General features: G+C 65.5%; 14 protein-coding genes. 10 read left to right on the top strand and 4 right to left on the bottom strand.

Annotated features, from left to right (window positions below):
- Window positions 1-3 precede the first annotated feature (3 nt).
- Genes G6N50_RS09880 through G6N50_RS09840 form a run of 9 tightly spaced genes read left to right on the top strand, consistent with a single transcriptional unit; the run spans window position 4 to window position 9,281 of the window.
- Complete coding sequence (locus tag G6N50_RS09880) at window positions 4-1,272, top strand: MCE family protein (protein WP_083095812.1); 1,269 nt, start codon at window positions 4-6, stop codon at window positions 1,270-1,272.
- Window positions 1,269-2,297 (top strand): MCE family protein, encoded by a 1,029-nt coding sequence (locus G6N50_RS09875; RefSeq protein WP_083095815.1) that lies wholly within the window; start codon window positions 1,269-1,271, stop codon window positions 2,295-2,297. The genes G6N50_RS09880 and G6N50_RS09875 overlap by 4 nt, the downstream gene beginning before the upstream one ends.
- Window positions 2,294-3,478: an MCE family protein gene (locus G6N50_RS09870; RefSeq protein ID WP_142275591.1), complete on the top strand. Its 1,185-nt coding sequence runs from the start codon at window positions 2,294-2,296 to the stop codon at window positions 3,476-3,478. Before G6N50_RS09875 ends, G6N50_RS09870 begins: the two co-directional genes overlap by 4 nt.
- Window positions 3,475-4,851, top strand: a complete 1,377-nt coding sequence (locus G6N50_RS09865; RefSeq protein ID WP_163650835.1) for an MCE family protein — start codon at window positions 3,475-3,477, stop codon at window positions 4,849-4,851. Before G6N50_RS09870 ends, G6N50_RS09865 begins: the two co-directional genes overlap by 4 nt.
- Entirely contained in the window at window positions 4,848-5,969 is a 1,122-nt protein-coding gene (locus tag G6N50_RS09860; protein WP_083095818.1) for an MCE family protein, read from the top strand. Before G6N50_RS09865 ends, G6N50_RS09860 begins: the two co-directional genes overlap by 4 nt.
- The gene (locus G6N50_RS09855; protein WP_083095821.1) at window positions 5,970-7,439 is read left to right on the top strand and encodes an MCE family protein; all 1,470 of its coding nucleotides are present in this window, start codon (window positions 5,970-5,972) and stop codon (window positions 7,437-7,439) included.
- A gap of 17 nt (window positions 7,440-7,456) precedes the next feature.
- Window positions 7,457-8,155: an Mce protein gene (locus tag G6N50_RS09850; protein ID WP_083095825.1), complete on the top strand. Its 699-nt coding sequence runs from the start codon at window positions 7,457-7,459 to the stop codon at window positions 8,153-8,155.
- On the top strand, window positions 8,152-8,766 hold the full coding sequence (locus tag G6N50_RS09845) for a hypothetical protein (RefSeq protein WP_142275592.1): 615 nt from the start codon (window positions 8,152-8,154) through the stop codon (window positions 8,764-8,766). Before G6N50_RS09850 ends, G6N50_RS09845 begins: the two co-directional genes overlap by 4 nt.
- Window positions 8,767-8,780: 14 nt before the next feature.
- On the top strand, window positions 8,781-9,281 hold the full coding sequence (locus G6N50_RS09840; protein WP_083095865.1) for a CAP domain-containing protein: 501 nt from the start codon (window positions 8,781-8,783) through the stop codon (window positions 9,279-9,281).
- A 22-nt stretch (window positions 9,282-9,303) separates the two neighbouring features.
- Here the strand turns inward: G6N50_RS09840 and G6N50_RS09835 are convergent, their stop codons facing one another.
- The 4 genes from G6N50_RS09835 to G6N50_RS09820 all read right to left on the bottom strand — a co-directional run bounded on the left by G6N50_RS09835 (window position 9,304) and on the right by G6N50_RS09820 (window position 16,098).
- Window positions 9,304-9,894, bottom strand: a complete 591-nt coding sequence (locus G6N50_RS09835) for a rhodanese-like domain-containing protein (RefSeq protein ID WP_083095828.1) — start codon at window positions 9,892-9,894, stop codon at window positions 9,304-9,306.
- Window positions 9,895-9,986: 92 nt separating this feature from the next.
- On the bottom strand, window positions 9,987-11,327 hold the full coding sequence (locus G6N50_RS09830) for an MBL fold metallo-hydrolase (RefSeq protein ID WP_083095868.1): 1,341 nt from the start codon (window positions 11,325-11,327) through the stop codon (window positions 9,987-9,989).
- A gap of 177 nt (window positions 11,328-11,504) precedes the next feature.
- Window positions 11,505-11,744, bottom strand: coding sequence for a hypothetical protein (locus tag G6N50_RS09825; protein ID WP_083095831.1), 240 nt, complete (start codon window positions 11,742-11,744; stop codon window positions 11,505-11,507).
- A gap of 112 nt (window positions 11,745-11,856) precedes the next feature.
- Entirely contained in the window at window positions 11,857-16,098 is a 4,242-nt protein-coding gene (locus tag G6N50_RS09820; RefSeq protein ID WP_083095833.1) for a bifunctional nitrate reductase/sulfite reductase flavoprotein subunit alpha, read from the bottom strand.
- 329 nt (window positions 16,099-16,427) lie between these two features.
- Here G6N50_RS09820 and G6N50_RS09815 point away from each other — a divergent pair, with 329 nt between their 5' ends.
- Window positions 16,428-16,895 (top strand): LppP/LprE family lipoprotein, encoded by a 468-nt coding sequence (locus G6N50_RS09815; RefSeq protein ID WP_083095871.1) that lies wholly within the window; start codon window positions 16,428-16,430, stop codon window positions 16,893-16,895.
- Window positions 16,896-17,112 lie beyond the last annotated feature (217 nt).

Here is a 17,112-nt window from a genome sequence, read left to right as displayed (position 1 = left end):
CGGATGAGCAATCACAAAGCCAGCGGGCCATTCCAGCGAAACAGGACCCGCAGCAGCAAGATTGACCCGATCTGGTGGGCACCCACGCTGTTCATCCTCATCGGAGGCCTGATCGCACTGACGGTTGCCTCGTTCTCCGGCAAATTTGAGGCCTTCGTCCCGCTCACGCTGGTGTCGGACCGTGCCGGTCTGGTGATGGAAAACGGCGCCAAGGTCAAGCTGCGCGGCGTCCAGGTCGGCCAGGTCGCGTCGATCGGCACCGACGTGAAAATAGCTCGGCTGCAACTGAAGATACAACCGGACGCGTTCAAGTATCTGCCGAGCAATCTCGAGGCCGAGATCAAGTCGACCACCGCGTTCGGCTCCAAGTTCGTCGACCTGATCGTTCCCGATCATCCCAGCGCCACCTCTCTGAAGCCCGGCGCGTTGCTGCGCTCGCGCAACGTCACCGTGGAGGTCAACACGGTGTTCGAGAATCTGCAGTCGGTGGTCCAGGCGCTAGACCCGGCGAAGTTCAACTCGATCTTGTCGGCCTTCGCGCAATCGGTGCGCGGTAAGGGCGATCGGATCGGGCAGGCGATCACCGACGTCAACAACGTGCTGCTCACCGTCAACCCGCGCATGGAGACGATTCACAAGGACTGGCGGCTGTTCGGCGCGACGACGGCCATCTATTCCGATGCGGCACAGAACATTCTGTCCATCCTGGATTCGGCGGCGACGACCAGCACGACCATCACGGACGACCAGCGCTCGCTGGACTCGTTGTTGTTGTCGGCGATCGGCTTCAGCCAGACCGGCATCAATGTGATCGGCCGCAACGAATCCAACATCGTGCGGTCCATGGACCTGCTCGACCCGACCATGGCGCTGCTGGAGAAGTACTCCCCGACCTACACGTGCCTTTTCCAGGGTGCGCAATGGTATGTCGACCACGGTGGTCGAGACGCGTTGGGCGGCAACGGGTATTCGGTGATCCTGGACGCGGCGCTGCTTTTCGGAGACGACCCCTACCGTTTTCCGAAGCATCTTCCCAAGGTCAACGCGACCGGCGGCCCGGGCGGCAAGCCAAGCTGTGGTTCGCTGCCGGATCCCAGCGCGAACTTCCCGGTGCGTGCGCTGGTCACCGATACCGGGTGGGGGGCGGCTCCGAACGAGATCCGCACCAACGTGGCCGCGGGTAATCCATGGTGGGCCAACTGGTTCCCGACCACCAAGAACCCACCCGAAGGGCCACGCTACTTCTGGCGAGGGGGGCAGCCGCCGCCATGAGAAGGAAGCTATCCAGCATCATCCTGCGCGTCGGGGTCTTTACGGCGGTATGCCTGCTGTTCACCTTTGCGCTGATCGCGGTGTTCGGGCAATTGCGCTTCGAGGACCGCACCGGCTATCGCGCGATTTTCACCAACATCTCCGGCCTGAAGTCCGGCAACTTCGTGCGCATCGCCGGGGTGGAAGTCGGCAAGGTCGGCGACCTGAGCCTGCACCATGACGGCTCGGTCACCGTCGGCTTCGAAGTCGACAAAGGTGTGCGGCTCAGCGAGGGCACCAGGGCCGTCGTGCGCTACGAAAACCTGATCGGGGACCGCTATCTCGCGCTCGAGGAGAGCCCGGGGTCGCCGCGCCGGCTGCCGCCTGGCGCGACCATCCCGCTGGTGCGGACCTCGCCCGCGCTCGACATAGACGCCCTGATCGGTGGCTTCCGCCCGTTGTTCCGCGCACTGGACCCCGACCAGGTCAACGCCCTGTCGGGTCAGCTGCTGCGGATATTCCAGGGGCAAGGCGGGACGCTGGCGTCGGTGCTGTCGCAAACCTCGATCCTGACCTCGACCCTGGCCGGGCGCAGCGAGCTGATCGGCCAGCTGATCACCAACCTGAACACCGTGCTGCACACCTTCGCCGCGCGCGACCACGAGTTCTCCGATGGCGTGGACAAACTGGCCCAGCTGGTGGACGGGCTCGCGCAGCGCAGGAACGACATCTCCACCGGACTGGCCTACATCAACGCGGCCGCAGGCTCGATCACCGACCTGCTCGCCCAGTCCCGCCAGCCGATCAAAGACGTTGTGCACGAGACGGATCGCGTGTCGGGACAGGTGCTCTCCGACAAGGAGTACGTCGACAAGCTGCTCAAGGACCTGCCGGACATCTACCAGGTGCTCGCCCGGCAGGGCCTCAACGGTGACTATTTCGGCTTCTACTTCTGCGAGGTATTGCTCAAGCTGAACGGTAAGGGGGGCAACCCGATCTTCGTCAAACTGTTGGGCCAGCCCAGTGGGCGGTGCACACCGCAATGAAGTTGACACTCCCCAAGGTCATATCGGCCGACGCGCGAAGCCCCTTCGTGCTGGGCGTGATGGGAACCATCATCCTGGCCTGCGTGACCGTGGTCGCCTTCCAGTACAACAAGCTGCCGTTCATCAAGAACACCGACGACTACGCGGCGTACTTCGCCGAGGCCGGCGGCATCAAACCCGGTAACACCGTGCGGGTTTCGGGCATGAGTGTCGGCCGGGTCTCCGACCTCCGCCTGGAAGGCACCAAGGTCCGGGTGGGCTTCACCGTGCGTAAGGGCGTCGAGTTGGGCGACCGCACCGAGGCGGCGATCAAAACCGAAACCATACTGGGCGCAAAAATGCTCGAGCTGACTCCGCGGGGAGATGGGCAACTATCGGGCACCATCCCGCTGGAACGCACCACGTCGCCGTATGAACTTCCCGACGCGCTGGGCGACTTGACGACCACCATCAGCGGCCTGGATACCGCCCAACTGTCCACGGCCCTGACGACGTTGGCCAACACACTCAAAGCGACGCCGTCCAACCTGCGGCCCGCACTCGAGGGTGTCGCCCGGTTCTCCGACACCCTCAACGGTCGTGACGCGCAGCTACGCAGCCTGCTGGGCAACGCCAACAAGGTGTCGACGGTATTGGGCAAGCGCAGCCAGCAGATCGCCGGACTGGTCGCGAACTCCAACGCCCTGTTGGCCGCCCTGCTCGACGAGCGCGATTCGCTGGACGCCCTGATGAACAGCCTCACCGCGGTGTCGCATCAGATCTCCGGTCTGGTCAACGACAACCGAACCCAGCTCAAGCCCGCCCTCGACAAGCTCAACGGCGTGCTGGAGATCCTGGACAACCGCAAGGAAGACATCCAGAAGACGCTGCCCAAATTCAAGCGCTACGCGATGTCTTTCGGCGAATGCCTGGGCTCTGGGCCGTTTTTCAAGGCCTATGTGGCCAACCTGGTGCCCGGCCAGATCGGCGGCCCGGTGCTCGACGCCGACATGTATGACCGGTTCTTGGACCCCAACCAGAAGCTGCCGTCGGAGGCGCTCGGCCCGCCCACCGGCACCCCGCCGGTACCGCCGGAGAACGCACCGGTGCCGCTGTGGTCGCAGCCGCCGTCGCCCCCACCGTCGACGCCGCCCATCCGGACCGTTCCACCGCCCTCGCCGCACGAATTCGATTCGCCATGAACGTGAGTCGAGGCGCCCTACGAAAAGCGACCGCCGCCACCCTGATCCTGACTTTGGCCGCGGCCTCATTTCTGGTCGCCAACAAACTGTGGAAAGACGTCGAAAACAACACCTATTCCGCGTATTTCGCGGAGGCCAATGGGCTGTTCGTCGGTGACGAGATCCGGATCCTCGGTGTCGCCGTCGGCGTGGTCGACAAGATCGAGCCGCAGCCCACCAGTTCCAAGGTGACGTTCTCGGTCGACAAGCAGTACGCGATCCCGGCCGATGCGCGTGCGGCCATCCTGTCGCCCTCGCTGGTGACCTCGCGGGCCGTGCAACTCGTCCCGGCCTACTCCGGGGGTCCCAAGTTGAGCGCGGGCTCCTCGATACCGCTGAGCCGCACCGCGGTTCCGGTCGAATGGGATGACTTCCGCAAGCAGCTGGAGAAGCTGACCGACGCCCTGCAGCCCACCAGCCCGGGCGGCGTGAACTCCGTGGGCGAATTCATCGACTCGGCGGCGGAGAACGTGCGCGGCCAGGGAGACACCGCCCGCGACACCGTCATCAAGCTCTCCGAAGCGATCTCGGCGCTCGGCGATCACGCCGACGACATCTTCAGCACCGTGCGCAATCTGCAGCTACTGGTGTCCGCACTGTATTCCAGCAGCGATCTGCTGGCCTCGTTCAACCAGAATCTGGCCAGCGTGACGACGCTGCTGTCGAACACCCCCAACGAAGTCGGCACGGCGCTGAAGTCCCTGGACGGGGCGCTTACGGATGTGCGGGATTTCCTCGCCGAGAACCGCGAAGCGGCGGGTGTCACGTTCGACCGATTGGGTTCCATCACAACCGCGCTCAACGACAGCCGCGGTGATATCAAGCAGCTCCTGCACATCGCCCCGACGGTGTTCCAGAACTTTCTGAACATCTACCAGCCGGCCCAGAGCGCGATGACCGGCATCCTGGCCCTGAACAACTTCGCCGACATCCCGCAGTTCATCTGCAGCTCGATCGAAGCGGCGTCGCGGGCGCGCCTGGCCCGGGTCTCGAAGCTGTGCCTGCAGTACCTCAACCCGATCATCAAAAACCGCATCTACAACTACATTCCGGCGGGAATCAACCCCTTCGTGGGGACGCAGGCCCGGCCCAGCGAGATCACCTACAGCGAGGACTGGCTGCGGCCCGGGTACACATCCCCCGCAGCACCCCCGCCGCGCGACGCACCGCCGCCGCCGGATGGTGCCCCGCCGCCGCCCGACCAGCCGGTGGTCCCCGAGCAGCCGGCGGTCGCCGAGGCGCCACAACCCGCCGAGGCGCCGTCGCCGCCGAACACGGCGTCCAACTCTATCGAGGTGCTGCAGAACCTGATGCTTCCGACGGGGCCCTCATGAGACGCGCGGTGGCCGCGGTCCTCGGACTGGCCTGCCTCGCCACCCTGTCGGGTTGTGGCTGGCGCGGCCTGAATTCGTTCAGCCTGCCCGGCACCGCGGGCGGGGGTCCGGGGTCGTACACGATTCAGGCGCAGATGCCCGACGTAGTCACCATCCAGGACAACACCCGGGTCCGGGTGGACGACGTCAATGTCGGCAACGTCACCAAGATCGAACTGCAAGACTGGCACGCGCTGGTCACCATGAGCATCAACGGTGACGTCCGCCTGCCGGCCAATTCGACCGCGAAGCTCGGGCAGACCAGCCTGTTGGGTTCGATGCACATCGAACTCGCGCCGCCCAAAGGGGAGCAGCCGGTCGGCCAGCTCAAAGCCGGGTCGGTCATCCCCTTGTCGCGCGCGAGCCTGTATCCCACCACCGAGCAGACGCTGGCATCAGTGTCAATCCTGTTGAACGGCAGCGGAATAGGCCAGCTACAGGAAATCACCCAGGCGGTCGCCAAGGCCTTCGCCGGCCGCGAGAACGACATGCGCAGCCTACTCGGCCAGATCGACGAGTTCATCGCCAAAACCAACGGCCAGACCGACGACATCATCGCCGCCGCCGAGAATCTCAACGCGCTGGCCGGGCAGATCGCCGCCAACGGTACCGTTGTCGACAAGGCGCTGACGTCCGTGCCCAAGGCGTTGGACGTGTTGGCCAAGGAGCGCGCCAAGATCGCTGACACCGTCGATCAGGTCGGCAAATTCAGCGCGATCGCCGCCGACACCATCCACCAGAGCAGGGAGTCTCTGGTGAACAACCTGCGCAACATCGCACCGGTGTTGCGGTCGCTCGCCGATGCGGGCCCCTCACTCACCAAGGGCCTGGACGGCCTGGTGACCTACCCGTGGCCGGCATCCACCGTGCGCAATTGGTTCCGCGGGGACTACGCCAACCTCACCCTGATCGTCGATCTGACGTTGAGCCGCATCGACCAAGGGCTGTTCACCGGCTCGCGATGGGAAGGCAACCTCACCCAACTCGAACTGCAGTGGGGTCGCACCATCGGCATGCAGCCGAGCCCGGTCACCGGGGGGAACCCGCTGACCTACCCATACCATTTCGGGGGATACTGAATGCTTCGGTTGAATCGCCGGACGTGGATCCAGTTGTCAACCCTGACGCTGGTGACTGTCGTTTCCTGTGGCGCAATGGCATTCAACTTCATGAAGCTGCCCGCCACGTTATTCGGGATCGGCGAGTACAAAGTCACGGTCGACCTGCCGCAATCGGGCGGGCTCTATGAGACGTCCGTCGTCACCTACCGCGGTACCGACGTGGGCCAGGTCAAGTCGGTCGGGGTCACCGCCACCGGGGTGCGCGCGGTGCTGGCCATGAGATCGGGAGTCAAGGTGCCCGCGGACGTGCAGGCCTCGGTGCACAGCCGCTCGGCGATCGGCGAGCAGTACATCGAGCTGACGCCCCAGCCCGGCAAGGACGGCGGACACTCCCGGTTGCTGCACGACGGCGACGTCATCACCGCCGGCCATGTCGATGTGCCCGTCGACATCGGGCACCTGCTCGACATGACCAACCGTGCGCTGCAGGCGATTCCACGGGACAACCTGCGCACGGTGATCGATGAGACTAGCCGCGCGGTCGGCGGCCTCGGACCGGAACTGTCCCGCATCGTCGACGGGTCGACCGCACTGGCCATCGCCGGAGGCCGGACCGTCGACCCCCTCGCCGCCCTCATCGACCAATCGCCGGCGGTGCTCAATTCGCAGGTGCAGACATCGGACGCGATCGCCACGTGGGCCGGCCGCACCGCGGCCATCATGGCGCAGTTCAAGGCGCAGGATGCCGCGGTGCGAGATCTGCTGACCCATGGCACTTCCGGCATCGAGGAGGGCCGCGCGATGCTGGACCGGGTAAGCCCGGCGTTGCCGGTGCTTTTCGCCAATCTGGTGAGCCTCGGCGATATCGCCGTCGTCTACCGCCATGACATCGAACAACTCCTGGTGCTGCTTCCGCAGGGCATCGCGGCCATGGCGGCGATCATCGTGCCGAGCTCGAACACCAAGCAGGAGTACCGGGGCGCCCAGTTGGACTTCAACCTCAACCTCAACCTGCCGCCACCGTGCACGACGGGATACCTACCCCCGGCGCAGCGACGCTCGCCGGCCAGCGTTGACGCCCCGGACCGGCCGGCGGCGGATTTGTATTGCCGGGTGCCGCAGGACTCGGAGTTCAATGTCCGTGGGGTGCGCAACATTCCGTGTGAGAGCAAACCATGGAAGCGCGCGCCCACCGTCGAACTGTGTGAAAGCGACGAAGACTACGTGCCGCTCAACGACGGCTACAACTGGAAGGGCGACCCCAATGCCACCACCAGCGGTCAGGGCGTGCCGCAGTATCCGCCGGGCCAGGATCCGCGGCTACCACCACCCCGGGGAACCGCGCCACCGCCCGCGCCGGTAGCGGTGGCGACCTACGACCCGGCCACCGGCGACTACGTCGGGCCGGACGGGCGCCGCTACACCGAGTCGGACCTGGCGCACCCACGCGCCAACAGCTGGCAATCACTTCTTGTTCCGCAACCCTGAGAGTTTGAAGGAGCAACATGGCGGACGAACCCGATACCCCCGCGACGGAGGAAAGCGTCGCCGAACCGGCGGCGATCGACGTCGCCGAGGAGACCGAGCCCCAAGCGGCCGAACCGGCGGCGATCGACGTCGCCGAGGCGACCAAGCCCCAAGCGGCCGAGCCGCAAGATGACGGCGATGGCAAGAGCCCAGCCGGAGGCCGGTTCGCGCGGTGGGGGGAACTTGCCCGGCGGCGGCTTTCGCGCGCCGGATCGGCCTTGGTGGCCAGCGGCCTCATCGTGGCGACGCTGGCCGGCCTGAGCGGCTGGCTCGGCTACCGCGCCTACCAAAAGCACGACGCGCAGGCCCGGCAGAACCTGTACGTTGCGACGGCCCGTCAGGGCGCGGTGAACCTCACCACGATCAACTACACCCAGGTCGACGCCGACGTGCAGCGGATCCTCGATCTGGCCACCGGCGCATTCCGGGACGATTTCGAAGAGCGGTCCAAGCCGTTCATGGAAGTCGTCAAGGCCGCGCAGTCGAAATCGGAAGGGACGGTTACCGATGCCGGATTGGAATCCCAACGCGGCGACTCCGCCCAGGTTTTGGTGGCGGTCGCGGTGAAGTCGCGCACCGCCGGAGGCGAGGAGGTGCCCCGGGAATGGCGCATGCGCATCGAGGTCCGATCGGTCGGCGATGACGCCAAGGTATCCAATGTGGTGTTCGTGCCATGACCACAGTGAACGAGGACGTGAAAGTTGTTGCAGCCGAGGAGGAATTGGCCTCGGCGGTCGAGGAGCAACCGCAATCCGACGCCACCGAAACGCCCGCGCAACCCAAGGCCAAGCGGGACAAGCGCCCCATCGTGTGGTCGCGGGTCTTCGCCTACGGGATATTGCCCGCGCTCGCGCTGGTGTTGGCGCTTGGCGCGGGCTACCTCAGGTGGTGGGCCGGCTCGGCCGACGATCTTGCGCTGGCCCGAGCCGAGTCGGTTCAGGCCGCCCGCGACGACGCGGTCACCTTGTTGTCTTACCGGGCCGATTCGGTGGATAAGGACCTCGCCGCGGCGCGCGAACGGCTGACCGGTGAATTCAAGGATGCCTACGCCGAGCTGACCCGCCAGGTCGTCGTACCCGGCGCCAAAGAAAAGCACATCTCCTCGGTCGCCAAAGTCAATGCGGCGGCCTCCGTTTCGGCGAGGGCAAACCACGCCGTGGCCCTCGTTTATGTGGACCAGACCGTGACCATCGGCGCGGGCGCTCCCACCGACACCCAGCCCGTCGTGCGGGTGACCCTGGACAAGGTCAACGGCCGATGGCTGGTGTCGCGCTTCGACCCGGTATGACCCGGGGAACCGCCATGCCCGTACGCCGCTGCGTCCGCGCGCTGCCCGCCGGCGTTGTCCTGCTGGGGATGGCCGCTGTCGCGGCGCCGGTCGCGCAGGCCGACAACAAGCGGCTCAACAGCGCGGTCGTCTCCGCCGTCTACACCCTGCAGCACCAGGCCGGCTGCACGAACGACGTCGTCCGGAACAACGCGCTCACGTTGGCGGCCGAATGGCACGCCGATGACATGATGGACAATCGAAACATCAACGACGACACCGGATCCGACGGATCGACGCCGCAAGACCGTGCCAAGGCCGCCGGCTTTCGCGGCAGGGCCGCCGAGACGGTGGCCATCAACCCGGCCATCGCCATCAGCAGTCTGGAGCTGGTCAACCAGTGGTATTACAACCCGGACGACATGGCGATCATCCGCGACTGCGCCAACACCGCCATCGGGGTGTGGTCGGACAACAGCGTGGATCGCACCGTGGTGGTGGCGGTATACGGGCAGCCGGACCCGCCCAGACGGTAACCGGGTCGGCACGCTCGGCGGGTCAGTGACCACCCAGTCGAGACAGGACCGTCTCGGCATCCGACGTCGCACCGCGGTTGTACGGCAACTTGGACAGCGCCGTTGTCATCGCGCAGGTGTTGGATAACGCGGCGTAGGTCAAGCCCGCTCCGATCGCGGCGCCAAGCCATTTGAGTCGGGGGACGACAATGCTGCCGAGGACCGACGAAAGTACGACCGATCCCGCGACGAGGCGTACCTGGCGTTCGAGCTCCCATCGCTGCGCCCCTCGGTCGAGGGCGAAGCCTCGGCCCTCCCAGTCGGTGATCCCGTTCTTGAGGACACGCCCGCCGGTCAGTCCGGCATTTCGCAGCAACGCTTGCGCTTTGCTTGCACGCTGGCCCGAACGGCACACCAGCACGAAGTCGTAATCACGGTCGAGGCGCCGCGCGATCTCCGGACCGTGCTGATCCATAACGTCGATCGGCACGTTGTAGGAGCCGGCGATGTGTGAAGTCTCGAATTCGGCGGGGGTCCGGACATCGAGGACGCGCGGCGCTCTGGTTGAGTCCAGCAGCGTCCGCAGCTCTGGCGAAGTGATGACGTCGGCGCTCGGCGCCGTTATTGCGGTCATTGTCTGGCTCCTGTAGTCGTGGTGTCTTAGCACTACCTCTGCCCGTGCCGAACCACAGGATTTTGTTCAAAGTGAATTTTTCCGGCGGCGAGCTAGCTTGTGAGGTCTAGTTTTTCGGCGTTGTCGTAGTTGTCATCGATCAGCACGACGGGGCGATGGCGCCGGTCGAGCAGCGCGGCCGCCACCGACGCGCGATATCCGCTGGCGCAGTGGATCCACAACTCGCGGTCGGAGGGAAGGTCATCGAGGCGGTCGGGCAATTCGTGCAACGCGACGTTGACCGCACCGCGCACGTGACCGGCGTCGAACTCCGCGCCTTGGCGGACATCGAGGACGAGGACACGGTCGTTGCCAAACACCTCGGCGAGTTCGCCGAAGTCTGCGACGCGGTAGCTCCTCAGCTCTTCATCGCCGGCTACCTCGCGGATGTCGCCGCTGGCGCTGCCAGTGAGCCGGTCGACGCCGATGCGGGACAGCTCACGCTGCGCGTCCGCGATCTGTTTGGCGTCATCGCCGATCAGGGTCAGCGGCGCGCCCCACTCGTACAGCCAGCCAAGGTAATTGACGAAGGAGCCGGACAGCTCGAATCCGTATGTGCCGGAGAGATGTCCGGCCGCGAACGCGGTTCGGTTGCGCAGGTCGACGACCCATTCGCCCGCGACGATCCGTGCCCGAAGCTCGGACGGCTCGACCAGCGAGGGAGGCGAGAGATCGGGTGCCACAGGCCCTTCCCTGTTGATGACGCCCATATGGGCGTAATAAGCCGGGAAGTCGGCCAGGCCGGCGAGAAGTTCGTCGACGTAATCCTGCTCATCTTGGGTGAGCGCGGGGTTGGTGCGGCGCTGCTCCCCGATGGTGGAATCGTCGCCGTCGGTGGGTGCGGCCGAGCAGAAGCTCCCGAAGCCATGGGTGGGATAGACCGGGGTCGACGGCGGCAATTCGTCAGCGAGGCGCCGGACCGAATGGTATTGCAGCCGAGTCAATTCCTCGGTGTGCTCCTCTCCGAGCAGGTCTGTCCTGCCGGTGCTGCCGAAGAGCATCGAACCCCCGGTGAACACTCCGACAGTGTCGCCGGACTCGCGAAGCACATAGCTGATGTGATGATGCGTGTGTCCGGGGGTGAGCAGCACTTCCAGATGAATGCCGCCGCTGTCGATGTGGTCGCCGCCGTGGACTGTGCGGCAGGAAAACTCGACGTCGTCTCCGGCCGGGAGAATGTATTCGGCACCGGTCGCGGTGGACAACGCCAGCCCGCCGGTCACGTAGTCGTTGTGGATGTGCGTCTCGAGCACATGGGTGATCCGCAGGTCGCGCGCCAGTTCCAGCACTCGATCGATGTCGCGCTGCGGGTCGACGACAACCGCGACCTCGCCGTCGCTCACCAGATAGCTGCGATCGCCCAACCCGGAGGTTTCGATGATCGATACGTTCACCACGCCTCTGCCCCCTCCACCGTCCTTGCCCGAAGGTACGTGCGGAGCGCCCAACTTGCGCGGGGGCGGCGGCTACAACCGGCATGCCCGATTGACAATCGCGGCGGCATGCTGTCCGCCGCTTGCGCGCTCGGCTTCCGACCGGGGGCGGGCACCCGGTGCGGCGTCAGTCGTGGCTCAGCCGATCACGCGGCGGCCCGCGTCAGCATCGAGGGGCACAGATTCGGCGGCGAGGTCGCCGTCGCGTGCCGCTGCGCCGTTGCGCAACGTGCACCAGCGCTTGCGCATCAGGTGCTGGGAGTAGACCTTGTCGCGCTGTGCCTGCGAGAACGCGAAATCCAGGTTGATGGGCAATCCCGCCCAGGTGATCTGCTCCGCCGGCAATTCCTGGTCACCCAGGCGGTCCTCGGTTGACATGCGTGCATCCCTCCATCGAGTACGCACCAGTCTTTGAGCAAATGGTGCGACATCGATGTTTCAGCCGCGGGTGTACTGCGTTTCCACCGTATTACGGGCTTCCGGGGGTGACTCAGTAGACGTCGCGGTGGTAGCGCTTGTCGGCGCTCAGGGATTGGACGTAGTCCTTGGCCGCCTCCGGGTCGAGCTTGCCGAATTCGGCCGCGATCTCGCAGAGCGCCCGATCGACGTCCTTGGCCATGGGATCCGCAGTGCCGCAGACGTACAGCTGGGCGCCGTCCTGCAGCCAGCTCCACAGCTGCGCGCCACGGTTGCGCATCAGGTGCTGCACGTAGACCTTCTGCTGCTGGTCCCGGGAGAACGCCAGGTCCAGTTCGGTGAGGAACCCGTCGTCACGCATCTTCTCGAGCTCGTCGCGGTAGTAGAAGTCGGTGGCGGCGTGCTGCTCCCCGAAGAACAGCCAGTTGGGTCCGGTGTGGCCGAGCGCGCGCCGTTCCTGCAGGAAGCCGCGGAAGGGCGCGATGCCCGTGCCGGGGCCGATCATGATCATCGGCGTGTCCGAGTCACTCGGCGGCCGGAAATTGCTCGATTGCTGCAGATACACGGCGACTCGATCGCCGGGGGAGCGGTCGGCCAGGTAGGTCGAGCACACCCCGCGGCGTGGCACACCCTGGAAGTTGAAGCGCACCGGTGAGACCGTCAGGTGGACCTCGCCGGGGCACGCTTTGGGGCTTGACGAGATCGAGTACAGCCGCGGCTGAAGGCGTTTGAGGACCCGCAGCCACTCGTGGGCTGACGCGGAGACCGGCAGTTTCGACAGCAGGTCGATGGACTGGCGCCCCCACGTCCAATCCGCCAGTGCGCGCTTATTCTCCGGCTTGAGCAACTCCGCGAGTGTCGAATCACCGGTGCGCTCCTGAACGAATCGCACCACGTCGCGACTGATGTGGGCGATCTCGATGCGTTCGGTGAGCGCCGAGCGCAATGACATCAGACCGTGCTCGCCGACCTCGACCGGCGTCTGCCCGTTCAGTCCGGTGACCGACAGCCATTCGTCGACCAACTGGTCGCTGTTGCGCGGCCACACCCCGAGCGCATCACCGGCTTCGTAGCTCACGGCGTCTTCCGGCATGTCGAAAACCAGATGCCGCACGTCTTTCGTCGATTCCGGCTGACTCAACACGGTGTTGCGAACCATGCCGGTGATCAGCGGATGCTTCTTGCTGTAGGTGCTTGTCGCGGGCGCACCCGGGCGCGACGTCACCGGAACCGTGGGCGTGCGGGCCGGCGCCGTTGCAGCACCGTCTCCCCCGACGGACGTGGGCGTGCGGGTCAGGGCTTCGATGACGTCGCCGACCCACTTCGCCGCGGAGTCGTCGTAGTCGGGTTCGCAGTCCATCCGCTCGGTGATGCGGGTCGCTCCCAGCTCGGCGAGGCGCGCGTCCAGCTTGCGGCCGTGACCGCAGAAGTCGTCGTAGTTGGAGTCACCCAGCGCGAGCACGGCAAAACGGGTGTCGGTGAATCGCGGTGCGGCTTCCGACGTCAGCGCCCGCCAGAGGCCGGCGCCGTTGTCGGGCGCGTCCCCGTCGCCGGTGGTGCTGGTGACGAGCAACAGTTCCCGCGTCGTCGTCAACTCGGCCGGCGGGAAGTCATCCATGCTGTGCAGCGCGACCGGCAGTTCGGCTGCGCCCAGTCGCGCGACGATCTCGGCGGCGAGCTCCTCCGCGTTGCCGGTCTGCGATGCCCACAGCACCACGATGGGCGCGCGTTCGGCCGCGGGTTTGGCATCGGCGGGCGCGGCGGGCGGTTGCTGGACGGCCGGCACGGCAGCCGACTGCGACGCCTCGGGCAGCGCCACCGGCTGAGGTCCGTCGATGCGCGAGAACAACCCGGCCAGAAGGCCGTCCACCCACAGCCGGGTGCTGGAATCGAACGGCGCGCTCAGCGGCACGGTTGGCACCCCGCCCGCGCTGCGAGCGGCCTCTGAGCGAAGGCCGGACAGCATGCCGGCGAGATATGCGCGCCCGTTCTCGTTGAATTCCGGCTTGGGTTGTGTTGCCACACCGAGTAATTCGCCGAGGGCGTCGACTTGTGACACGCTGATTTCTCGTACCTCCGTGGGCGCGGACTCTGGTGTGTCGGTGGGTGCCGGCGTCTCGGCACCCGAATCGGGTTGCGAGACGGCGATCTTCGTCAGCGTGACGGCGCACGCCTTGAATTCCGGTTGGTTCGAGATCGGATCGACCGCATCGTTGGTGACGGCGTTGATCGACAAGTATTCGCCGAAGGCGTCGTTCCAGTGGAAGGGCGCGAAGCAGTTGCCGGGCCGCACCCGGTCACTGATGGCGGCGGGCAGCACGGCACGGCCGCGGCGGGAAGCGATTTCGACCTGATCGTCGTCGGCGATGTGCAGACGGGTGGCGTCGTCGGGGTGGATCTCGACGAACGGCCCGGGGTTGAGCTTGTTGAGCTTGGCGACCTTGCCGGTCTTGGTCATGGTGTGCCATTGGTGGGGCAGGCGACCCGTGTTCAGCAGGAACGGGTAGTCGTCGTCGGGCATTTCCTCGGGCAGCAGGTGTGGGCGGGCGAAGAATACCGCCCGACCGGTCGGCGTCGGGAAGGCCAGCCGCGGCACGCTGCCGTCCTCGCGGACCAACTGCGTCTGGCTGACACCATCGTTGACGTAACGGATCGGGTTGCGGTCGCCCTCGCTCTGCGGGGCGCACGGCCACTGCAGCGGGCTCCGGCGCAGCCGCTCGTAGCTGGCACCGCGCAGGTCATAACCGGTCTTCGGGTTCGAGAACCGTTTGATTTCCTCGAAGACCTCTTCGGCGGAGGCGTAGCTGAACGCCTCCGAAAAGCCCATCTCGCAGGCGATCCGGGCGATGATCTGCCAGTCGGGCAAAGCGTGGCTCGGTGCCGCGACCGCCGGCTGGAACAACGTCATGTTGCGCTCGGAATTGACCATGACCCCTTCGGACTCGGTCCACAGGGTGGCCGGCAACAACACATCGGCGTACCCGTTGGTCTCGGTCTCGAAGAAGGCGTCCTGGGCCATCACCAATTCGGCGCGCTCCAGTCCGGCCAGCACCGTCTTTCGATTAGCAACGGAGGCAACGGGATTAGTGCAGATTATCCAGCACGCCTTGATCTGTCCGTCGGCCATGCGGGAGAACATGTCGATGGTGCCGCTGCCGACCTCGGTGCGCAGCGTCCCGCGTGGGATGCCCCATAGGCTTTCGACGAACTCGCGGTCGTCGTCCGATGCCACCGAACGCTGACCCGGCAAACCCGGCCCCATGTAACCCATCTCGCGGCCGCCCATCGCGTTGGGCTGGCCGGTGAGGGAAAAGGGACCGCTGCCCGGCTTGCAGATCGCGCCGGTGGCCAGGTGCAGGTTGCAGATGGCGTTGGTGTTCCAGGTGCCGTGGGTGCTCTGGTTGAGGCCCATCGTCCAGCAGCTCATGAAGTTCTCGGCCTCGCCGATCATGCGGGCCGCCGCGCGGATGTCTGCTTCGGCGATGCCGGTGATCTCGCTGACCGTGTCGGGGGTGTACTGCTCCAGGAAGCTGGGCATCGCCTCCCAGCCCTCGGTGAATTCGGCGATGAAATCGGGGTCGGTGTGACCGTTCTCGACGATCAGATGCAGCAAACCGTTGAGCAATGCCAGATCCGATCCCGGCGCGATCTGCAGGAACAGATCGGCCTTATCGGCGGTCGCGGTGCGGCGGGGGTCGACAACGATCAGCTTTGCGCCGGCCTTGACCCGGTCCATCATCCGCAGGAACAGGATGGGGTGGCAGTCGGCCATGTTGGCGCCGATGACGAAAAAGACGTCCGCACGCTCGAAGTCTTGGTATGACCCGGGTGGTCCGTCCGCACCCAGTGAGAGCTTGTATCCGGAGCCCGCGCTGGCCATGCACAGCCGGGAGTTCGACTCGATCTGGTTGGTGCCGATGAAGCCCTTGGTCAGCTTGTTCGCCAGGTACTGCGCCTCGATCGACATCTGCCCGGACACGTACATCGCGAAGGCGTCCGCGCCGTGTTCATCGATGATCGCCCGTAACCGCTTCGCGCACTGGGTGATCGCCTGGTCCATGTCGATGGGCTCGAGCGGTGCTCCACGGCCGGACCGCGCGTGCGCGGAATCCATCCGGCCCGGCGCGCCAAGCATGTCCGCGGTGGTCGCGCCCTTGGTGCACAACCGGCCGAAGTTGGCCGGATGTTGCTTGTTCCCAACCGACTTGGCGATGTGATCGCGGCCCGTTTGAGGATCGGTTGTGATCTGCAACACCATGCCGCAACCGACGCCGCAGTAAGCGCACATGGTGTTCACGGCGTTCTCAGGCGCCATGGACTCCCTTGCCACGCTTACGTCCCTCCATCGAGTGCGTACGGGTTAGCTCCGTATCGGGTGAGTTCATTGTGGAGCAGGCATGTTTCGGCACCGCTGCCCGAAATTTCCCCCGCTTTACTTCTTCCTCTCACCGGCCGGTAGGCCTGTGTGAATTCGCCGGGGATATTGACGGCTCAGATTCGCGTTACCGCAGGTCACCGTTGACCATCCGTCCCGCCCGAGGTTACTCACCACGCCCCGCGAAACGCCCCTCGGCACGGGGTTTTTGACCAAACCGACGGCACATTCACAGTCTTCGCTAAGCTCACCGCGTGCGTCAGCTCATTGTGATCGTTCTGGTTTTGCTGGCCTCCGGCTGCGGCTGGAAGTCGACCCCGCCACCGCAGGCCCGACCCGACACCTGCAAGGAATCCGACGGGCCCGCGGCCGACACCGTGCGCCAGGCGATCACCGCGGTTCCCATCGCCATCCCCGGCACCATCTGGGTGGAAATCGGCCGGGGGCATACGCGAAACTGCCGGCTGTTCTGGGTGCAGATCATCCCGACGATCGCCAGCGAATCGAGTCCACAGCAACTGCTGTTCTTTGACCACAACATGCCGCTCGGTAGCCCCACCTCGAACCCAAAGCCGTATATAACCGTGCTACCGCCCTCGGATGACACGGTCACCGTCCAATACCAGTGGCAGAAGGGAAATGATCAGCTGTGCTGTCCCACCGGGATCGGAACGGTGAAGTTCCGGATCGGCTCGGACGGCAAGCTGCAGGCCCTTGGCAAGATTCCGAATCAATAACGTTCCACGTCAATCACTTTCGCGCGAACCCGCCACCCCCAATGGCGTTGTGTCACAGACTGATCACGCAGGCGCGGCCCGCGGCGGCGGTTCGTCGCGATCGAGGAATCAAAACCGCCCACGGGCGAAGGCATTTCGGACCGCGCGCAATGGGCCTAGACAGCGTTCACTCAGGAAATTCTCATCGCCGGATGCGGGGTTTACTTGGGAAGTCCTG

The organism is Mycobacterium mantenii, assembly GCF_010731775.1.
Classification (GTDB): Bacteria; Actinomycetota; Actinomycetes; order Mycobacteriales; family Mycobacteriaceae; genus Mycobacterium; species Mycobacterium mantenii.
The sequence above is the reverse complement of the archived record's forward strand: the minus strand, read 5'-3'. Positions and strand labels throughout refer to the sequence as shown.